Raw genomic sequence first — 18,541 nt, forward strand, 5'->3', positions numbered from 1 at the left:
GCAAGAAAAGCACAGGATCGATCGACCAATGACGAAATGGCTGCGAAAAATCTGGGACGAGGTCGCCCGACCAATTTTCCTGCGCCCGCAACGGGTGCAGTTTGCAGCCCTTTGCACCCGTGAAACCCCAAGCGGACCAGAGGTTCTATTGATCACAAGTCGCGACACCGGGCGCTGGATCATTCCCAAAGGTTGGCCGGTTGATGGCATGGACGGTGCCGAAACTGCACTGCAGGAGGCGTGGGAGGAAGCAGGCGTGCGCGCGCCGAACCCCTCCAAGGAACCGATCGGGCACTATACTTACGATAAAATCCTGAACGATGGCACGGCCTATCCCGTTCTGACCAGTGTCTATCGGGTTGATGTTCAGGATCTGGAAGATGACTTTCCCGAAGCTGGCAAACGCGAGCGGGTCTGGGTTTCGCCCTCAACTGCGGCTGATCGTGTTAACGAGCCGGAATTGCGCGATTTGCTGCTGCAAGTGTGATAATTTCGCAAAAAATTGATAACATAACTGTTGTCCCGAGGGGGGAAACCGTCTAGCCGCGTGCCGAAATGCACTGGCTGCTTGAAAAAAGATCATGTCGAATTTGACCTCGAAATCCCGCTGGCAGGCTCTGGACAGCGACCTTCACCGTATCTCGCGCGTTGAGAATGCCAACGCCCATGTGGCGCGCCCGCTGTTGGCCCCTGGTATTTCACTGACCTTTATTGCGCTGGCCGGGTTGTCGGCGGCGATAGTGTTCGGGCTGGCGGATGGCGGCCTGATCGTTGCTGCGGCAGCCGCCTTTGGGGCCTATATGGCGATCAATATCGGTGCCAATGACGTGGCCAACAACATGGGGCCCGCGGTTGGTGCCAACGCCCTGACCATGGGTGGTGCTATCGTCATCGCCGCCATTGCCGAAAGCGCCGGTGCCCTGTTGGCAGGCGGAGATGTCGTTTCGACCATCTCTAAGGGGATCATCGATCCGGCCTCGGTTCAAACCAGCAATGTATTCATCTGGGCAATGATGGCTGCGCTGATTTCGTCGGCCTTATGGGTCAACCTGGCCACATGGGTCGGGGCACCGGTGTCAACGACGCACTCGGTTGTCGGCGGCGTGATGGGGGCCGGCATCGCCGCAGCGGGCCTGAGCGCCGTCAACTGGAGCACAATGAGCGCGATTGCCGCAAGCTGGGTAATCTCGCCAGTATTGGGTGGCTTGATCGCGGCTGGGTTTCTGGCACTGATCAAAGCCAAGATTCAATATCAGGACGATAAAATAGCGGCTGCACGGCGCTGGCTTCCGATCCTTGTGGCCGTAATGGCTGCGGCGTTTGCCACCTATCTGGCCGTTAAGGGTCTTAAGCGGATCGTGAAGATTGAGCTTGAGGTGGCCCTGCTGATCGGCCTTGCAACGGGGTTCCTGGTCTGGTCGGTCACGGTGCCCTGGGTACGGCACAAATCCGAGGGGATGGAAAACCGCACCAAATCACTGAAAACTCTGTTTGGCCTGCCGTTGGTCATCTCGGCCACATTCCTCAGCTTTGCGCATGGCGCCAATGACGTGGCCAACGCGGTCGGCCCCCTGGCCGCTATCGTACACGCAGCGGAATTCGGCGACTTTGCCGCAAAAGTTGCGATCCCCAACTGGGTCATGGTGATCGGAGCCTTTGGAATTTCGTTCGGCCTGTTTCTATTCGGGCCCAAATTGATCCGCATGGTCGGTAGTCAGATCACCAAACTGAACCCAATGCGGGCCTTCTGCGTGGCGCTGTCCGCAGCCATTACCGTTATCGTGGCCAGCTGGCTTGGCCTGCCGGTCAGCTCAACTCATATTGCCGTAGGCGGCGTGTTTGGGGTTGGTTTCTATCGCGAATGGCATTCAGATCGCCGGTGGAAACACTCCAACCGCCAGCGCCCGGTCGAACAGCGGCTGGCCCGGGAAGAGCATCAGCGCCGCAAGCTGGTGCGGCGTTCACACTTCATGACCATCGTGGCCGCCTGGGTGATCACGGTCCCCGCAGCCGCGGCGATGTCAGCGACAATATTTCTAATCCTGACGGCCTTCGCCTAATCCGGCCTAAGACGCAATTTGATCCACAGAAATCGCGTTTTTAGGCGCGTCCTCGATCAAATCTCGTATCTTGGCGCAGATCGGGGTTTCGACGCCGAATTGCGCGCCCAGGCGAATGATCTCACCCTGAAGACTGTCGATTTCAGTCGGGCGACCTGCCATCAGATCATAGGCCATCGAGGTGCGCGCGCTGGGGTCAATGGTCAGCATTCGCGCGGCGATCCTGGAAAAGATCGGCGTTGGCAGGCGCAGGATATGCGGCGTCATCCATGCAGGCAGCGGAGTAGTCGAAGCGACCGGATGGCTCGCAGCGTTCAACACCATCAGAGCCTCGGCCATCTGATCCGCCATCAGGCGTCGCCAGTTCCGGTCCAGTAGTTGATCTTTCAACGTCAGCCCCGACAGCGCATTCAGCGCGTTGTTGAGGTTGATTACCAGCTTACCCCATTGGACCGCTTCGATATCATCGCTTTCCACAACCGGCATGTCAGCGCTACTCAGCTTCTGACCCAGCGCACCGGGACCGCTTTGGATGACGATCTCACCAGAAGTGGCGCGATGAAAGCTGGCCGGTTCAGTCGGCACCACATTGAACGGCACCATTCCGGCGCGCACGTCATGCTCTAACAGAACCATGCGCAAAGTACGGGCGTTTTCCATACCGTTTTGCCACGATACCACCGGAATTGAGATGGGCGTGTATTCCGCGATCTGCGCAGCCATTTCCGCTGTGGCACCTGATTTAACGGTCACGATGACGACCTGGGCACCGGCCAGGCAGGTTGCATCTTCGGTCAGGGTCAAATCTTGCGCGGCCACATGCCGGGTCAGGCCCGAAAAATCCGAAATCGTCAGTCCTTGTTCTTGGATCGGATCTAATATGCGTGGACGGCCCAAAAGGGTAACGTCATGCCCTGAATGCGCCAACAATGCCCCGCAATAGCATCCGATACTGCCTGCACCCGCAATCACGATTTTCATGACATCCCTCCTGGCGCAAAGGATCGCCGGGAACGAGGGCACGGACAAGGCCCCCTGACGCGCGGTCAGCGCGCGCGTCTTAGTCGAGTACGCTCCAGTTCATCCGAGATCGGTATGAACTCTTGATCATCACCCGGCGGCAGGTGGAACGCACCTTTCGCCCAATCGGCGGTTTTCCATTCACGCGTGGCGGCCTCGATCTTTTCCTTCGAGGATGACACGAAATTCCACCAGATATAGCGCTCTTCGTTCAATGTCGTCCCGCCCAGCAGCATCAACCGCGCGCCTTGCGGCCCAGCCTTGACCGAAAGGGGATCGCCGGGGCGGAACACCATCATACGGCCCTGTGTGAACGTATCGCCTGCGATCTCGACGGAACCTTGGGTGACATAAACACCCCGGTCTTCATGGTCATCCGGCAAAGGAAACGACGCGCCGGGATCAAGTCGCACGTCCAGATAGAAGGTCTCGGACAGCATCGTAACCGGGCTGGTTTCACCATAAGCTGACCCCAGGATTAAACGGGCGCTGACACCTTGGTCCTGAATATGTGGCAGCGCACCTTGCTTGTGATGCTCGAAATCCGGAGCCATATCCTCATGCGCTTCGGGCAATGCTATCCAGGTCTGGATGCCGAACAGGCTGTGTTTCTTGTCTCGTGTCTTCTGACTGGTCCTTTCGGAATGAGTCACCCCGCGCCCGGCAACCATCCAGTTGACCTCGCCGGGGTAAATCATTTGATGCGTGCCAAGACTGTCGCGATGCTCGAACTCTCCTTGATAGAGATACGTCACCGTCCCAAGACCGATATGCGGGTGTGGTCGGACGTCGATGCCGTCACCAGTCAGGAATTCGGCTGGACCTACTTGGTCAAAAAAGATGAATGGCCCAACCAGCTGCCGTTTACTCGAGGGCAGCGCCCTACGTACTTCGAACCCGCCCAGATCACGAGCGCGCGGAATGATCAATGTGTCCAGCGCCGTGTTGTGTGACAGAGATTCGAGGCTTTGGGTCGGGTTCCAACTCATTGCTGCGCTCCTGCGATCAGGTAGTTGCGTTCACCATCGCAGAATACACGGTATTTTCAGCTTGAGTATTCGCCATTTCGCACAGATTAAGTGCAATTTCGATGTTATGTTATTTCATCCCATTGCTCAAAGTGCCTCTCTTGGCCAAAGCCGGGGGAAAAACGGCCCGTCGATGCGGTCGCCTTCGCTGTAACCGGCGGCCTCGAACTGCGCACGTTCGTCTTTCGCCCAATCTCCGCGATATCGGATAATCCCGTCCGGCGCTGTCATCCGCAGGCTAAACCGACGCACTGTTTCCGTCGGCGTGACCGAGGACAGACCACCATGCAGTGTTCGCATATCGAAATAGATGCAATCCCCTAATTCCATATCCCACTGCAACAAGTCATAGGCGCCGGGATCGGCGTTGATATCCGGGGGCTGGTGATACGTTCGGCCTGCGACCTCAGTGGACCCAAGACTGGGATGACCATCCGCAAACCGAACCCGCATGAACAGCTTGTCCCACAGATGCGAGCCTTTGACGAAGGCAATGCCGTTTTCTTTAGTCACCGGTTCAAGAGGCAGCCAAAGGACGCACATAGTGCCTTCGAAATCGAAATAGGACAGGTCCTGATGAAAGGGTGGGCGCGAGGTCGATCCGGCCTCACGCAGGAACCAGTTATCCATCACAAGGTTGATCGACGGCGCATCCAATAAACCCGCAGCCAGTGGGGCGCACGGCGAGTGATGCACGAAATCCCTAAATTGCGGAATCTTGTTCCACGCCCAGAAATCCTCGAAATAAGCAGGGGCGTCTGGGTCCTTGGTGTGACGAGTGAAATTGTCGGTCGGGTTGGCCAGGTCCGCACTGATACCTTCGCGCAACAAGTCCAACCAATGTTCCGAGAATTTCGAGCGCAGCACAACGGCACCGTCCCGCTTGAAGGCTGCAATTTCGTCGGGCGAAACCGATTGTGTCTTGTCCATTTTTCAGCCTTTCGCATCGTTATACCGACGATGGCACCGCAACCAGCACAGGGTCAAAGAAATTCGCTGGGGCTTGGGGTGATCACAGAGTGGTGAAGATCGCCTCGGAATTGATCTGAACCGTGCTATCTTTGCGCTGTGGCGCGCTCAGGTTGCTATGGATGTTACCTTGCAGGAGGTCCCGACATGACGAATTCACACTTGTCTCGTAGATCCGTAATGGCGCTGGGCGGGGCTGCTCTGGTCACTGGCGGTTCGGGCTTGCGGATGCCCGCACGCGCCGCCGGGCTGGCCCCGACACGGTCCATGCGCGGTGGGTCGAACAACTACCGCCCCGGCGCACCCATCGTCGAGCGGATCGGCGGCGGTGGGTTCTGGATGACCGGCACTGTGCGGCGGGCTGGGGACGGTGCCCCTCTGCCCGGCCAACGTATCCAAATCTGGGCTCACACAACCGAAGGGCATGAGCGGGATCCGCAAAGCCATGGTGCTACACTGACCGACGCCAATGGTGAGTTCCGGTTGGAGATGCCGCAGATCGTGCCCGCCTTTGGCCAGCCGCACGGGCATCTGGCCTATGACAGCGGCGAGTTTGAGACGGTATTCCTGCGTCCGATCATGGCAAGTTCAAAAGACCAGACCCTTGCCGCGCATTTCGTCCTGCAACCCGCCTGATTTACGTGATCCGCAGCCTTTTGATCTGGGCGGCTGTGATCGCCGCCATAGCTGTGCCGCTGATTGCGGCGGCGCATAGCCCTTTATTGGCGTGGCGCGACCCAGTCTACATCGTGGCCGGGTTTGCCGGAGTGCTGAGTATGGGGCTGTTGTTGCTGCAACCCTTGCTGGCCGGGCGCGACTTGGCTGGATTACTGCCTTTGGCCAGCCGGCGCTGGCATCGACGGGTTGGCATCACTCTGATCATCGCCCTTGTGGTGCATGTGGGCGGCTTGTGGATCACCAGCCCCCCGGATGTTGTGGATGCGTTGCTGCTCGTCTCACCCACCCCGTTTTCAGCCTGGGGCGTCGTTGCGATGTGGGCCGCCTTCGCTGCCGCCTGTCTGGGCATCTTTCGGCAGCGTCTGGCCCCGCGGTACCGTATCTGGAGGCTGGGTCACACAGGGTTAGCCGCCATAACCATTGTCGGCAGTGTCGTGCATGCGATGCTGATTGAAGGGACGATGGAGATCATGACCAAAACCGCCCTCTGCGTTCTGGTTCTGTTGGCGAGCGTCCGAACGCTCGCCAGATTGCGTGTGTGGGATATCCGGCGGCGCAGTTAAACGCCCAGACACCAGCGCATGACCGCCTTTTGGGCATGCAGACGGTTTTCAGCTTCGTCAAAGATTACCGAGTTCGGTCCGTCCATGACCTCGGATGTCGCCTCTTCCTCGCGGTGCGCAGGCAGGCAATGCATGAACAGCGCATCCGGCTTGGCATGAGACATCAACTCGGTATTCACCTGATAGGGGCGCAGCAGGTTGTGACGACGCTCTTTGGCCGATTGGGAATCGTGCATCGAGACCCAAGTATCGGCCACGATCAGATCGGCATCTTCCACCGCTTTGTAAGGGTCACGCTCGACCACGATTTTCGAACCCTTCTGACGGGCGAACCCCATGAATTCTTCCTCGGGATCGAACTGAGCGGGACCGGTGAAGGTCAGATCGAATCCAAACTGGCCCGCCGCATGCAGGAACGAGGCGCAGACGTTGTTGCCGTCTCCGGTCCAGACCACTTTTTTTCCTTTGATCGGCCCGCGATGTTCTTCAAAAGTCAGCACGTCAGCCATGATCTGGCAGGGATGCGTACGGTCGGTCAGGCCGTTGATCACCGGCACGTTGGAATATTCAGCCATCTCGGTCAGGATGGTTTCATCGAACGTCCGGATCATGATCATGTCGACATAACGCGAAAGGACACGGGCCGTGTCGGCGATGGTTTCGCCGTGGCCCAGTTGCATGTCCTTACCCGACAACACCATGGTCTGCCCGCCCATCTGCCGTACGCCCACATCGAAGGACACGCGCGTTCGGGTCGAGGGTTTTTCAAAGATCAGTGCGACCATGCGGTCCTTGAGCGGCTGATCATCATCCTGCGCGGCTTTGGGGCGACCCAGACGGGCCTGTTTCATTTCGCCGGCCTGATCAATCATCGTCCGCAGATCGCCTGCATCGGTTTTGTGGATATCGAGGAAATGGTTCATATCGTTTCGCTTTTGGCTGTCGGTCGCCGGGGGCGCTGCCCCCGGCCCCCCGGAGTATTTAGAAAAAGATGAGGATTACGCGGATTCGAGGCTGGCTTCGACTTGTGCGGCAGCCTTGTCGAGGCGGATCATGGCCTGAGCAATGTCATCCTCGGTCAGCGTCAGGGGCGGCAACAGGCGGATGACATTGTCGGCGGCGGGAACGGTGATGACCTCATTGTCATAGCCCGCGTTAACCACATCGGTATTGGTCGCCTTGCATTTCAAGCCCAGCATCAGGCCCGTACCGCGCACCTCTTCGAACACGTCGGGGTGATCGGCGATCAGGCCTTCGAGCTTCTGGCGCAGCATCCCCGCCTTGCGGTTCACGCCTTCAAGGAAAGCAGGCGTTGCCACCTGATCGATTACCGCGCAACCCACGGCGCAGCCCAGAGGGTTGCCCCCATAAGTCGAGCCATGGGTACCCGCGGTCATACCGCTGGCCGCGTCTTCGGTGGCCAGCACCGCGCCCAAGGGGAAGCCGCCGCCGATGCCTTTGGCAACCATCATAATATCGGGGGTAATACCTGCCCATTCGTGGGCAAACAGCTTGCCGGTGCGGCCAACGCCGCATTGCACCTCATCCAAAATCAACAACAGGCCGTTGTCGTCGCAGATCTGGCGCAGGGCCTTGAGTTCCACGTCGGGCACCGGACGAATGCCACCCTCACCCTGAATCGGTTCGATCAGGATCGCGGCGGTCTTGTCCGTGATCGCATTGGTAACGCCGTCAAGATCGCCGAATGTGACATGCACGAACCCGGGCAACAGCGGGCCAAAGCCCTTGGTCATCTTTTCAGATCCGGCCGCCGCGATACCAGCCGACGACCGGCCATGGAACGAGCCGTCAAAGGTAATGATCTCGACCCGTTCGGGTTGCCCCTTGTCATAGAAATACTTGCGGGCCATTTTCACGGCCAGCTCACAGGATTCCGTGCCCGAGTTTGTGAAGAAAACCGTATCGGCGAAGGTATGTTCAACCAACTTATCCGCCAACGCTTGCTGCTGCGGGATGTTGTACAGGTTCGAGACATGCCAAAGTGCGTGCGCTTGTTCAGTCAGCGCGTTGACCAGCGCCGGATGTGCGTGGCCAAGCGCGTTCACCGCAATCCCGGCACCTAGGTCAAGGAAACGTCGGCCATCCGCCTCGGTCAGCCAGGCGCCTTCGCCCTTCACGAAAGTCAGGGGCGCGCGATTATAGGTCGGCAGAACGGACGGGATCATCGGATCATCCTTTTCGTTAGGTTAAGCCCCGTGAGTGATACACGAAGGCCGGATTCGTCAACAGATTTGGTGGGCTTTGCGCGGATTTACAGCGCGCAATGGGTCAAACAGGCTGGTTACGCAGTAATGCGTCGGCGTCGGAGTCGCAGGATATGTGCGTGTTTGATCATGCGGGGCCGTATAGCCGGGTGTTTGACCTCTGAAAACCCCGAATTTCCAAAATCAGAAACTTCACTTTGAAACTCAGCTTTTATCGCTTGCCATTTAGGGCGCAGTGACGCACCGCTGGGTCATGACACCCGCGCGCCAGAACCCTGCCCTTGCGGCTTTGCTGATCGTCACCGCCAGCGCCTTTCTGGCCGCCACCACACTTCTGGCCAAAGCGTTGGGGACGGATACCTTAGGCCCGGCGTTGCATCCGATGCAGATCAGCCACGGACGGTTCCTGTTCGCGTTTCTGGTGATCGTCAGCGCGGTGGGCGTTTTGCGCCCACGGTTAAGCCGCCCGCATTGGGGGTTGCATATTGGGCGGACGAGCTTTGGCTGGGTGGGGATTACGCTGATGTTCGCCTCGGTCGCGTTCATCCCGATCTCGGATGCCACTGCGATTTCCTTTTTGAACCCCGTCTTTGGCATGGTCCTGGCCATCCCGCTGTTGAAAGAGGGCGTTGGGCCGTGGCGCTGGCTGGCCGCTGCTGTTGCTCTGACCGGTGCATTGATCCTGCTACGCCCGACACCGGCCAGCTTCCAACCTGCGGCGTTGCTTGCCCTGACGGCGGCGGCTGTGATCGGGATGGAGCTGATCTTTATCAAAAAGCTTTCGGGCCGTGAAATTCCCATCCAGATTCTGTTGATCAACAACGCGATGGGGCTGACCATCGCCTCGGTCGCGGTCAGCTTTGTGTTCCAGATGCCAACGCCCGAACAATGGATCGCGCTGGTGGCAATCGGGGTGCTGATGGCCTGTGCCCAAGCCTGTTTCGTCAACGGGATGGCGCGCGCGGATGCATCCTTTGTGGCGCCAATCAGCTATGCCACACTGATCTTTGCCGCCCTCTATGACTTTGCGGTGTTTGGCGTTATCCCGGATGTGGTTAGCCAAATCGGTTCTGCAATCATTCTGACGGGCGGACTAATCCTTGTCTGGCGCGAGGCACGCGTCAGAACCGCCTAGCTAGGCGTTTTTTTGGGATTGCGGGATCCAAAACCTGCACCGTCATGCTTTCAGCCTGTATCCCTTTCGCAGCATCTGCCAGGTAATGGCGCAGACAATCAACGTTGCGCCACTGCAAACCGCGAAACCCAGTGCGGGAGAGCTGTCAGACACCCCGATCATGCCATTTCGCAACCCATCAATCAGGTAGAATACCGGGTTCACGTGGCTGAGGCGGTTGAGAACAGGTGGCAATGCCTCGACCGAATAGAATGTACCCGACAGGAAGGCCAGCGGCGTGACGATGAAATTGGTAATCGCCGCCATTTGATCGAACTTGTTGGCAAATATTCCCGCAAACAGGCCCAACGCCCCCATGAAAGCACCGCCGAGAACAACAAACAGCAGCGCAATCAACGGGTTCCGCGGCACCAGCCCCAGCACCAGCGCCAGCGCAACGGCAACCACACAGGCGATCAGAACACCACGCACGATGCCTCCCGCCAGATAGCCCAATAGAATTTCCAACGGAGACAGTGGTGGCATCAACGTATCAACAATGTTGCCCTGTACCTTGGCAATCACCATCGAAGACGAGGTGTTGGCAAAAGCATTCTGAATCACGGTCATCATCATGATACCCGGCGCCAGAAATGTCAGGAACGGCACCCCCATCACGTCGGGTCGGCTGGGGCCAATAGCGATGTTGAAGATCAGCAGAAACAGACCTGCGGTCACCAGCGGCGCCAACAGGGTCTGGGTCCAGACCGCCAGAAAACGCAATGTTTCGCGCTGAGCCAACGTAAAAAGACCCATCCAGTTAACCGCTCCGAAACGGTGTTCGTTCTGCTCAAGGGGTATCCGCATCATCTGACCTCAACCTGATTCGAAGACTGCTTGTAACTCGGGGCGCAGTGATTAGAATAGGGGGCTGAGACGATTTCCCAAGGCGGCCCGAATCCGGGGCCGCTTTCCGCTTTTGAAAGGCAAATGATGTCCTGGACTGACGAGCGTGTAGAGCTGCTGAAGAAAATGTGGGGCGAAGGCCAGTCGGCCAGCCAGATCGCCAAGGAACTGGGTGGGGTGACCCGCAACGCCGTAATCGGCAAGGTGCACCGTCTGGGCCTGTCGAACCGTGCCACCGGTGCATCCCCGGCCAAGGCCGAGCCCAAGGAAAAACCGACCCCCGCGCCCAAGGCCGAGGCCAAGCCGAAACCGACACCCAAAACCGAACCGGCCCGCCCGGCCCCCGCACCTGCGGCCGAGGCCAAGCCCGCTGTGCCTGCCCGCCGCCAGATCATTCCGGCTGGTCAGCCGCTGCCACCGCAGCCTTCGGCCAACGAAATCAGCCCCGAGGCTTTGGCCAAGGTCAATGAGATCGAGAAGAAGGCTAAGAAACTGACGTTGATGGAACTGACCGAGAAGACCTGCAAATGGCCTGTCGGCGACCCTGCGACTGAGGATTTTTGGTTCTGCGGCCTGCCTGTGGAAGCCGGCAAACCCTATTGCGAGGCGCATGTGGGCGTGGCCTTCCAACCCATGAGCTCGCGCCGCGACCGTCGGCGGTAAGGAAGATGCGCCAGGATCCGACTGCACTGGAGGATGCCTGGCTGAAACGGGCAAAACGCTTGTTGGCGCTGGCCGAAACCGGCCAGCATTTCACCAAAGACCCATTTGATCGCGAACGCTATGACGAGATCGCAGCCATGGCCCGCGCCATGCTGGCCGATTTGGGCCGGGTGCCTCTATCGCGGATCGAGGGGCTGATCTCGGATCATGCTGGTGGTTATGCCACGCCCAGCATCGACATTCGCGGCGCTGTAATCCGTGATGGCCACATTCTGCTGGTCCGCGAACGACTGGACGGGCTGTGGGCCATGCCGGGTGGTTTTGCGGACATTGGCAGCTCTCCAGCGGAAAATATGGAACGTGAAGTCTGGGAAGAGGCTGGGCTGCAGGTCCGTGCCAGACACCTCTATGCTCTGCGCCACAAGGCACGGCATCCCTACCCGCCGGATTCGCGAGATTTTTATAAACTTTTCTTCCTGTGCGATGAGGATGGCACGGACGCCCCGCAGCCGGGTGCCGAGACCAGCGACGCGGCCTTCTTTCCCCCGGACAAAATACCTGCACTATCTTTGGCACGAAATATTCACGCGGATGTCACAGCAGCGTTCCGCGCCCATTCAACAGACCAATCCCAAACTCTGTTCGATTGACCTATTGCGCCGGGTGCGAGGACGAATCCGGCATCGGTACCCAACCCGGCAGTTCATCGGGGGCGACCGAGACATGCAGTTGCTCGGACTGGTCCATCCCGACTTTGCGATGCTTGCGCAGCAAGAAAACCTTGCCCCACCCCCGCCAGGTCCCGACCGAAGTTGCAGTAGTTGAAGTTGGGAACCGGTCGCGCCAACCTTCGGGCAGCGGCAATCCATGCTGCTCGGCCTTGTCCAGCATCCAGATCAGGGAAATATTGCTGAGGGGACGCGCCTCTTCAAACCCGTTCAATTGCCCGCCCACGTCACCATGTGTTCCACGGAACCAGACCTGTTCAACGTGGCCCTTAAACTCGGGCGTACATTTCCACAGAACCGGCTCGTACACCTCGCGCGTCTCGTCCAGCGCCATAGCGTGATAGCCATGCCGGGTGGCGGGGCCAAGTTCATGGTTGTGAAACGCGTGCTTATCTTCGGCCCAGCGCCACAGCAGCGGAAGACGCAGGCCCAACGCCTTGACGGTGTCCCAGACACCGATCATTTCAATTGCGAGCTCGTCATGACAGAATTTTTGGCGGAACTCACAGGCTGCCTCGCCGCTAGGCGTACATTCATAGTGGCGATAGGCCTGCTTGATGTTGCGCTCGGTCGCGTGTTCGGCCTTGAGCAGACCGATCATGTCGATCACGCCCGCAAGGCTGCGCACGCCGTAAGCGCCGCGCGAATAGCCGATGAAAAATATCTTATCACCAGGTTTGTAGCGTGACGCCAGATAGCCATAGGCCCGCCGGATTTGCCGGTTGATGCCGCGCCCCATCATCACGTCCAGAGAGGTTTTCCAGCTTTCCCACTGCACACCGGATTCGTAAAAGACCGAGACCTTGCCGCCCATCTCGCGGCACAGATGGTAGGTCTGACCCGCATGAGTTTCAAATCCCGGCTCCAACGTCGACATGGTGCCGTCAAGGATAATGACATGACTAATAGGTTCACGGTGAAGCGCCTCGGCCGAATGTTCGGACCGCAAAGGCCGTCCGAGCCATCCAAGTATCTTTTTACTTAGCCGTGACAGAACCATGCGTCAGCAATTCCCAAACTCTTAGGGGTGTGAATGGCATATCCGCCTGCCGTACCCCATGTTCCCAAAGCGCGTCCTGCACCGCGTTCGCCACAGCGGCCAGCGCGCCCACGGTGCCGGCCTCTCCGCATCCTTTCATACCCATTGGGTTCGAAGTTGACGGAACCGGTGCCGAGGTAAACTTTATCATGGGTATCTCAGACGCACGGGGCAAGGCGTAGTCCATCAACGAAGCCGTGAGCAGTTGCCCCTGCGCATCATGCTCAACACGCTCGGACAGGGCTTGACCAATGCCCTGCGCCACGCCGCCATGTACCTGCCCCTCGGCCAACATCGGATTGATAAGATTGCCGAAATCGTCAACTACGGTGTAGCGGTCGACCCATGTTTCACCGGTGAAACAATCAATAACGATTTCGGCAACATGTGCGCCATTCGGATAACTGCGTGCGTCCAGCGTAATGCGCGCCTCATGTTGCAGAAGATCGGTTCGGCCATCGGCGCGGGCCATCTCGGCCGCTTCGATCAATGTAGGCGTCAGGTTCGACCCTGGCGCGCGGAATGTTTCGTGATCAAAATTCACGTCAGCCTCCTCGACGCCCATCTTATCGGCCAGATAAGGCGCGAATGCGGCGATCATGACGTCGATTGTGGCCAGGGTGGCCGTGTTTTGGACTGTAACGGACCGCGATCCTCCTGTCCCTCCTCCGGCAGGTAACTGATCGCTGTCCCCCTGGATGACATTGATCTGATCCAACGGAACTCCGATCTGATCCGACAAAAACTGGGTATAGGCCGTCTCATGGCCCTGGCCGTTTGATTGCGTCCCCACATAGAGGTTCACGGTGCCATCTTCGCAGAATGCGATCTTTGCGTTCTCGGAAGGGTCGCCCAAAATACTTTCGATATAGTAACAGATGCCCTGCCCCCGGATCAGGCCGCGTTCGGCATCAGCCGCCTTACGGGCAGCAAAACCTAATGTCTGTTCACTCGCGCGGCTCAGGACCATGTCGAAATCGCCGACGTCATAGACCTCACCAGTCGTCGTTTTGTAAGGAAAAGCTTCAGGCCGGATGAAGTTTTTGCGCCTCAACTCCCACGGATCGACGCCCAATTCACGCGCGGCGCGGTCCATAGCCCGTTCAAGCACATAGATAGCCTCAGGCCGACCAGCGCCGCGATAAGCGTCCACCTGCGTTGTGTTGGTAAAGAACCCTTCGACCCGCAGATAAGAGGTCTGCACATCATAGGCCCCCATCAGAACTTTGCTGAACAGATTTGTCTGGATTGCCTGACCGAAATGGCTGTTATAGGCCCCAAGATTGACCTTGCTATGCACGCGGTAAGCGGTAATTCGGTGGTCTTCATCAAAAGCCAGCTCAGCCAGCGAAGTCAGGTCGCGCCCATGGTGATCAGACAGCATCGCCTCAGATCGGTCCGACATCCAGTGAACGGGTTGGCCCAGTTTCACCGCGGCGACGGCGACACAGAAATACTCGGGATACGGCATCACCTTCATGCCAAACCCACCGCCCACGTCGGGCGTGGTGACCCTAATGAATTCAGGTTCCAGCTTCAGCTTCTGCGCCAATTGCCCGCGCATCGCCCAGACGCCCTGCCCGCTATAGGCAAAGTGCAGCCGCCCGTCGAACCAAGCAGCCTGACAGCCGCGCGGCTCAATCGATGTAACGATCACCCGGTTATCCGCAACGTTCAGTTGCACTCTGTGCGCGGCGTCCTGAAAGGCCGCCTCGGTCGCTGCCTCATCCCCCATGCCCCAGTCAAAGGCACGGTTGTCAGGAGCTTCGATGTGCAGCGGTTCGCCGCCCACCTCCAAATCAAGCTTGGCGGGCAGATCCTCGGTTTCCATCCAGATCAACTCGGCCGCATCACGGGCCTGTATCTGCGTTTCGGCGATGACCACCGCGACCGGCTCACCGACAAAACGCACTCGGTCCTTGGCCAGCATGTGGCGATCCGGCGCCGCCGCTTTCGAGCCGTCCCGGTTCGACACAAGCGCCGCGTTTAAAACTGTGTCGATCCCGGCCTCAGTCAGTTCGTCCAGCGCCATGACCAGCCGCACGCCATTCGCCTCACGCGCGGCATCCAGATCCAGCGCGGTGATCCGCCCATTCGCAACCTGGCTGCGAAAAAACGCCGCAAACAGGGCGTCGCCGGGCACAGCATCGTCGATGTACTGCCCCTTCCCGGTTAGAAACCGCTGATCCTCGGTCCGTTTGACCGGCTGACTTTTTCCGAACTTGTCCATTGGATGCTCCTGCCTCGGCCTGTAGGGGCGACTTTAGGCTGCACCGGTTCGTTGTCCAGAGTACCCGCAGACCCTTCCCCTTCCCCTGCGCATTCGTTATTGCAGGCGCTGACCCAAGATTGATGACGCAGGACGCACCCCATGGCGATGGAAAAGACATTCAACGCGGCCGAGGCTGAGGCCCGCATTTACGAGGCCTGGGAACAGGCCGGAGCCTTCAAGGCAGGCGCAAACCAATCGCGCGACGAAAGCTTTACCATCATGATCCCGCCGCCCAACGTGACGGGCGCGCTACACGTGGGCCACGCCTTCAACAACACGCTGCAGGACATTCTGATCCGCTGGCACCGTATGCGTGGCTTCGACACGCTGTGGCAACCGGGTCAGGACCACGCCGGTATCGCCACCCAGATGCAGGTGGAAAAGATGCTGGCTGCGACCCAACAGCCCGGACGGCGCGAGTTGGGCCGTGAGAAGTTCCTTGAGAAAGTCTGGGAATGGAAAGGCGAATACGGCGGCACGATCATCGAGCAGTTGAAGCGTCTCGGCTCATCCTGCGACTGGTCGCGCAATGCCTTCACTATGGCCGGTGCGGCGGGTGATCCACGCACGGGGCACGAAAATTCTGCGAATTTTCATGACGCGGTGATCAAGGTCTTCGTCGATATGTACGAAAAGGGCCTGATCTATCGCGGCAAACGACTGGTCAACTGGGATCCTCATTTCGAAACGGCGATCTCGGATCTGGAGGTCGAGAATATTGAGGTCGCCGGGCATATGTGGCACTTCAAGTACCCCTTGGCGGGCGGTGAGACATATGAGTATTTGGAAAAAGATGAAGATGGAAATGTGACTTTCCGCGAGGAGCGCGACTATATCTCGATCGCCACCACGCGGCCCGAAACCATGCTGGGGGACGGCGCGGTTGCGGTTCACCCGTCGGATGAGCGTTACGCGCCAATCGTTGGGAAACTCTGCGAAATCCCGGTTGGTCCGAAAGAACACCGCCGTCAGATCCCGATCATCACCGACGACTACCCTGATCCTGATTTCGGCTCGGGCGCGGTGAAGATCACCGGTGCGCATGACTTCAACGACAACATGGTTGCCAAGCGCGGCGGCATTCCGATGTACCGTCTGATGGACACCAAAGGCGCGATGCGGGCCGATGGCGCCCCTTACGCAGACGAAGCAGGGAAAGCGCAGGAATACGCGCGAGGGCGTAAATTTACCGAGAACGAAATCGACGCAATCAACCTTGTCCCTGATCACCTGCGTGGCCTCGACCGGTTCGAGGCGCGCGCGAAAGTGGTCGAAGAAATCACCGCCGATGGACTGGCCGTCATGTGCCGCGCCGATGACGCACGTCTGGGTTCGACCGCGCTGAAGCCCGAGCATGAAGGTGCCGACAAGCTGGTCCCGCTGGTCGAGAGCAAACCAATCATGCAGCCCTTCGGCGACCGCTCGAAAGTTGTCATCGAGCCGATGTTCACCGACCAGTGGTTCGTCGACGCCGAAAAGGTTGTCGGCCCCGCGCTGGACGCGGTCAAAGACGGCACGGTCAAAATCATCCCCGAGTCAGGCGAGAAGACTTATTACCACTGGTTGGAAAACATCGAGCCTTGGTGCATCTCGCGTCAGCTGTGGTGGGGGCACCAGATTCCGGTTTGGTATGGGATCGACCTGTCCGCAGAAGGGTTCAAAGACGACGAGAACGACGGCGATCTTGATCTGGTCGAGTTGGGTCGTTTGCTGAACGAAGGCGGCATGCTGCACCGTGGCAATGTCATGGAGTGCGCGGCGAGCCTTGAGGCCGTCACGGAAAAATTCCTCGACGACAATGCCAACATCCCCAGCCCGTTGAGCCACGCGACCGTTATCGAAGTCGCAGACAAACAGGAAGCGATCCATCAGTTCGCTGAAAGCCTTGCTCAATACGCTGTCGACCAAGACCCGACCAAGCTTGTCTATCCGGTGTGGCGCGACCCCGACGTGCTCGACACCTGGTTCTCTTCCGGCCTCTGGCCCATCGGCACGCTGGGCTGGCCCGAGCAGACCGAGGAACTGGAGCGCTACTTCCCCACAGACGTTCTAATCACCGGCTTCGACATCCTGTTCTTCTGGGTCGCCCGGATGATGATGATGCAACTGGCCGTGGTCGATCAGATTCCGTTCCACACCGTCTATCTGCACCAGCTCGTCCGCGACGAGAAGGGCAAGAAGATGTCCAAAACTACCGGCAACGTCATCGATCCGCTGGAAATTGTGGATGAATTCGGCGCCGACGCGCTGCGCTTTACCAACGCTTCGATGGCGGCGATTGGCGGCGTGCTGAAACTGTCCCGCGAGCGCATCACCGGCTATCGAAATTTCGGCACAAAGCTGTGGAACGCCGTCCGCTTTGCCGAGATGAACGAAGTCTTCACTGACGCGGTGCCACAACTGCACGTGACCGACTTGAAACCCAAGGCCGCCGTCAACCGCTGGATCATCGGCGAAACCGCCCGCGTGCGGGCTGAGGTCGACGCCGCGCTGGAAAGCTATCGCTTCAACGACGCGGCCAATGGGCTCTATGCCTTTGTCTGGGGCAAGGTCTGCGACTGGTATGTGGAACTGTCGAAACCGCTGTTGCAAGGCGACGACGCCGAGGCGCAGGCCGAAACCCGCGCCACAATGCGCTGGGTTCTGGATCAGTGCATGGTCCTGCTGCACCCGATTATGCCCTTCATCACCGAAGAACTGTGGGGCCTAACCGGCAACCGCGCCAAGATGGTCGTCCACGCCGACTGGCCAACTTACACCCCCGCCGACCTGATCGACGCCGATGCGGATCGTGAGATGAACTGGGTAATTTCGGTGATTGAAAATACACGCTCGGCCCGTGCGCAGATGCGGGTTCCCGCAGGGCTCTATGTGCCGATGTTGGTGACCGAGATCGACGCCCACGGACAGGCAGCGTGGGACCGCAACGAGGCGCTGATCAAGCGTCTCGCACGGATCGACAGCCTGACCAAGGTCGACGACTTACCCAAAGGAACGATTTCCATTGCCGCACCGGGCGCCACTTTCGGCCTGCCACTGGCGGATATCATCGACATCGGTGCTGAAAAGGAACGGCTGGAAAAAGCTAAAGGCAAGCTGGCCAAGGAACTCGGCGGCCTGCGCGGACGCCTGAACAACCCGAAATTCGTGGCCTCGGCCCCGGAGGAGGTTGTTGCCGAAGCCAAGGCCAATCTCGCAGCCCGTGAAGAGGAAGAGGCCAAGCTGAACGAGGCGCTGGCCCGTCTGGCCGAAATCGCCTGATCTTCATCTTTTCAA

The 18,541-nt window shown here is 58.8% G+C and carries 16 protein-coding genes; 8 read left to right on the plus strand and 8 right to left on the minus strand.

Annotation, left to right across the window (positions count from 1 at the left end):
* Window positions 1-28: 28 nt before the first annotated feature.
* The gene (locus ACR3EP_RS08760; RefSeq protein ID WP_170351364.1) at window positions 29-487 is read left to right on the plus strand and encodes an NUDIX hydrolase; all 459 of its coding nucleotides are present in this window, start codon (window positions 29-31) and stop codon (window positions 485-487) included.
* A gap of 94 nt (window positions 488-581) precedes the next feature.
* Window positions 582-2,060, plus strand: a complete 1,479-nt coding sequence (locus tag ACR3EP_RS08765) for an inorganic phosphate transporter (RefSeq protein WP_480637355.1) — start codon at window positions 582-584, stop codon at window positions 2,058-2,060.
* A 6-nt stretch (window positions 2,061-2,066) separates the two neighbouring features.
* Here ACR3EP_RS08765 and ACR3EP_RS08770 read toward each other — a convergent pair whose 3' ends face one another.
* The 3 genes from ACR3EP_RS08770 to ACR3EP_RS08780 form a co-directional block, all read right to left on the minus strand.
* Window positions 2,067-3,041, minus strand: a complete 975-nt coding sequence (locus ACR3EP_RS08770; RefSeq protein WP_480637356.1) for a 2-dehydropantoate 2-reductase — start codon at window positions 3,039-3,041, stop codon at window positions 2,067-2,069.
* Between the two features lie 65 nt (window positions 3,042-3,106).
* A complete protein-coding gene (locus ACR3EP_RS08775) occupies window positions 3,107-4,069 on the minus strand; it encodes a pirin family protein (RefSeq protein WP_480637358.1) in 963 nt (320 codons plus the stop codon).
* 126 nt (window positions 4,070-4,195) lie between these two features.
* Complete coding sequence (locus ACR3EP_RS08780) at window positions 4,196-5,038, minus strand: phytanoyl-CoA dioxygenase family protein (RefSeq protein WP_480637360.1); 843 nt, start codon at window positions 5,036-5,038, stop codon at window positions 4,196-4,198.
* 186 nt (window positions 5,039-5,224) lie between these two features.
* On the opposite strand from ACR3EP_RS08780, the gene ACR3EP_RS08785 reads away from it, so the two are divergent.
* Together ACR3EP_RS08785 and ACR3EP_RS08790 are read left to right on the plus strand one after the other, a co-directional pair.
* Complete coding sequence (locus tag ACR3EP_RS08785; protein ID WP_170414356.1) at window positions 5,225-5,713, plus strand: peptidase associated/transthyretin-like domain-containing protein; 489 nt, start codon at window positions 5,225-5,227, stop codon at window positions 5,711-5,713.
* 8 nt (window positions 5,714-5,721) lie between these two features.
* The gene (locus tag ACR3EP_RS08790) at window positions 5,722-6,318 is read left to right on the plus strand and encodes a ferric reductase-like transmembrane domain-containing protein (RefSeq protein WP_437440783.1); all 597 of its coding nucleotides are present in this window, start codon (window positions 5,722-5,724) and stop codon (window positions 6,316-6,318) included.
* On the opposite strand, the gene argF is transcribed toward ACR3EP_RS08790, so the two are convergent.
* Window positions 6,315-7,241, minus strand: a complete 927-nt coding sequence (gene argF / locus ACR3EP_RS08795; RefSeq protein WP_480637362.1) for an ornithine carbamoyltransferase — start codon at window positions 7,239-7,241, stop codon at window positions 6,315-6,317. The two genes, ACR3EP_RS08790 and argF, sit on opposite strands and share 4 nt — an antisense overlap.
* A gap of 75 nt (window positions 7,242-7,316) precedes the next feature.
* A complete protein-coding gene (locus tag ACR3EP_RS08800; protein ID WP_480637364.1) occupies window positions 7,317-8,504 on the minus strand; it encodes an acetylornithine transaminase in 1,188 nt (395 codons plus the stop codon).
* A 292-nt stretch (window positions 8,505-8,796) separates the two neighbouring features.
* Between ACR3EP_RS08800 and ACR3EP_RS08805 the strand changes: the two genes are divergently transcribed.
* Window positions 8,797-9,678 carry a DMT family transporter gene (locus ACR3EP_RS08805; RefSeq protein ID WP_480637366.1) on the plus strand — a complete coding sequence of 294 codons (882 nt, stop codon included), beginning with the start codon at window positions 8,797-8,799 and terminating at the stop codon, window positions 9,676-9,678.
* A 42-nt stretch (window positions 9,679-9,720) separates the two neighbouring features.
* Here ACR3EP_RS08805 and ACR3EP_RS08810 read toward each other — a convergent pair whose 3' ends face one another.
* On the minus strand, window positions 9,721-10,524 hold the full coding sequence (locus tag ACR3EP_RS08810; RefSeq protein ID WP_170362588.1) for an ABC transporter permease: 804 nt from the start codon (window positions 10,522-10,524) through the stop codon (window positions 9,721-9,723).
* A gap of 126 nt (window positions 10,525-10,650) precedes the next feature.
* On the opposite strand from ACR3EP_RS08810, the gene ACR3EP_RS08815 reads away from it, so the two are divergent.
* Together ACR3EP_RS08815 and ACR3EP_RS08820 are read left to right on the plus strand one after the other, a co-directional pair.
* Complete coding sequence (locus ACR3EP_RS08815) at window positions 10,651-11,226, plus strand: GcrA family cell cycle regulator (protein WP_170414445.1); 576 nt, start codon at window positions 10,651-10,653, stop codon at window positions 11,224-11,226.
* A 5-nt stretch (window positions 11,227-11,231) separates the two neighbouring features.
* Entirely contained in the window at window positions 11,232-11,876 is a 645-nt protein-coding gene (locus ACR3EP_RS08820; RefSeq protein WP_217354400.1) for an NUDIX hydrolase, read from the plus strand.
* Window position 11,877: 1 nt separating this feature from the next.
* Here the strand turns inward: ACR3EP_RS08820 and ACR3EP_RS08825 are convergent, their stop codons facing one another.
* Together ACR3EP_RS08825 and ACR3EP_RS08830 are read right to left on the minus strand one after the other, a co-directional pair.
* Complete coding sequence (locus tag ACR3EP_RS08825; RefSeq protein WP_170362536.1) at window positions 11,878-12,954, minus strand: DUF2235 domain-containing protein; 1,077 nt, start codon at window positions 12,952-12,954, stop codon at window positions 11,878-11,880.
* Entirely contained in the window at window positions 12,932-15,223 is a 2,292-nt protein-coding gene (locus ACR3EP_RS08830; protein ID WP_480637369.1) for a xanthine dehydrogenase family protein molybdopterin-binding subunit, read from the minus strand. Before ACR3EP_RS08830 ends, ACR3EP_RS08825 begins: the two co-directional genes overlap by 23 nt.
* A gap of 141 nt (window positions 15,224-15,364) precedes the next feature.
* Between ACR3EP_RS08830 and ACR3EP_RS08835 the strand changes: the two genes are divergently transcribed.
* The gene (locus ACR3EP_RS08835; RefSeq protein WP_480637370.1) at window positions 15,365-18,526 is read left to right on the plus strand and encodes a valine--tRNA ligase; all 3,162 of its coding nucleotides are present in this window, start codon (window positions 15,365-15,367) and stop codon (window positions 18,524-18,526) included.
* The last annotated feature ends 15 nt before the right edge of the window (window positions 18,527-18,541 follow it).

The organism is Ruegeria sp. BB10 (assembly GCF_056535725.1).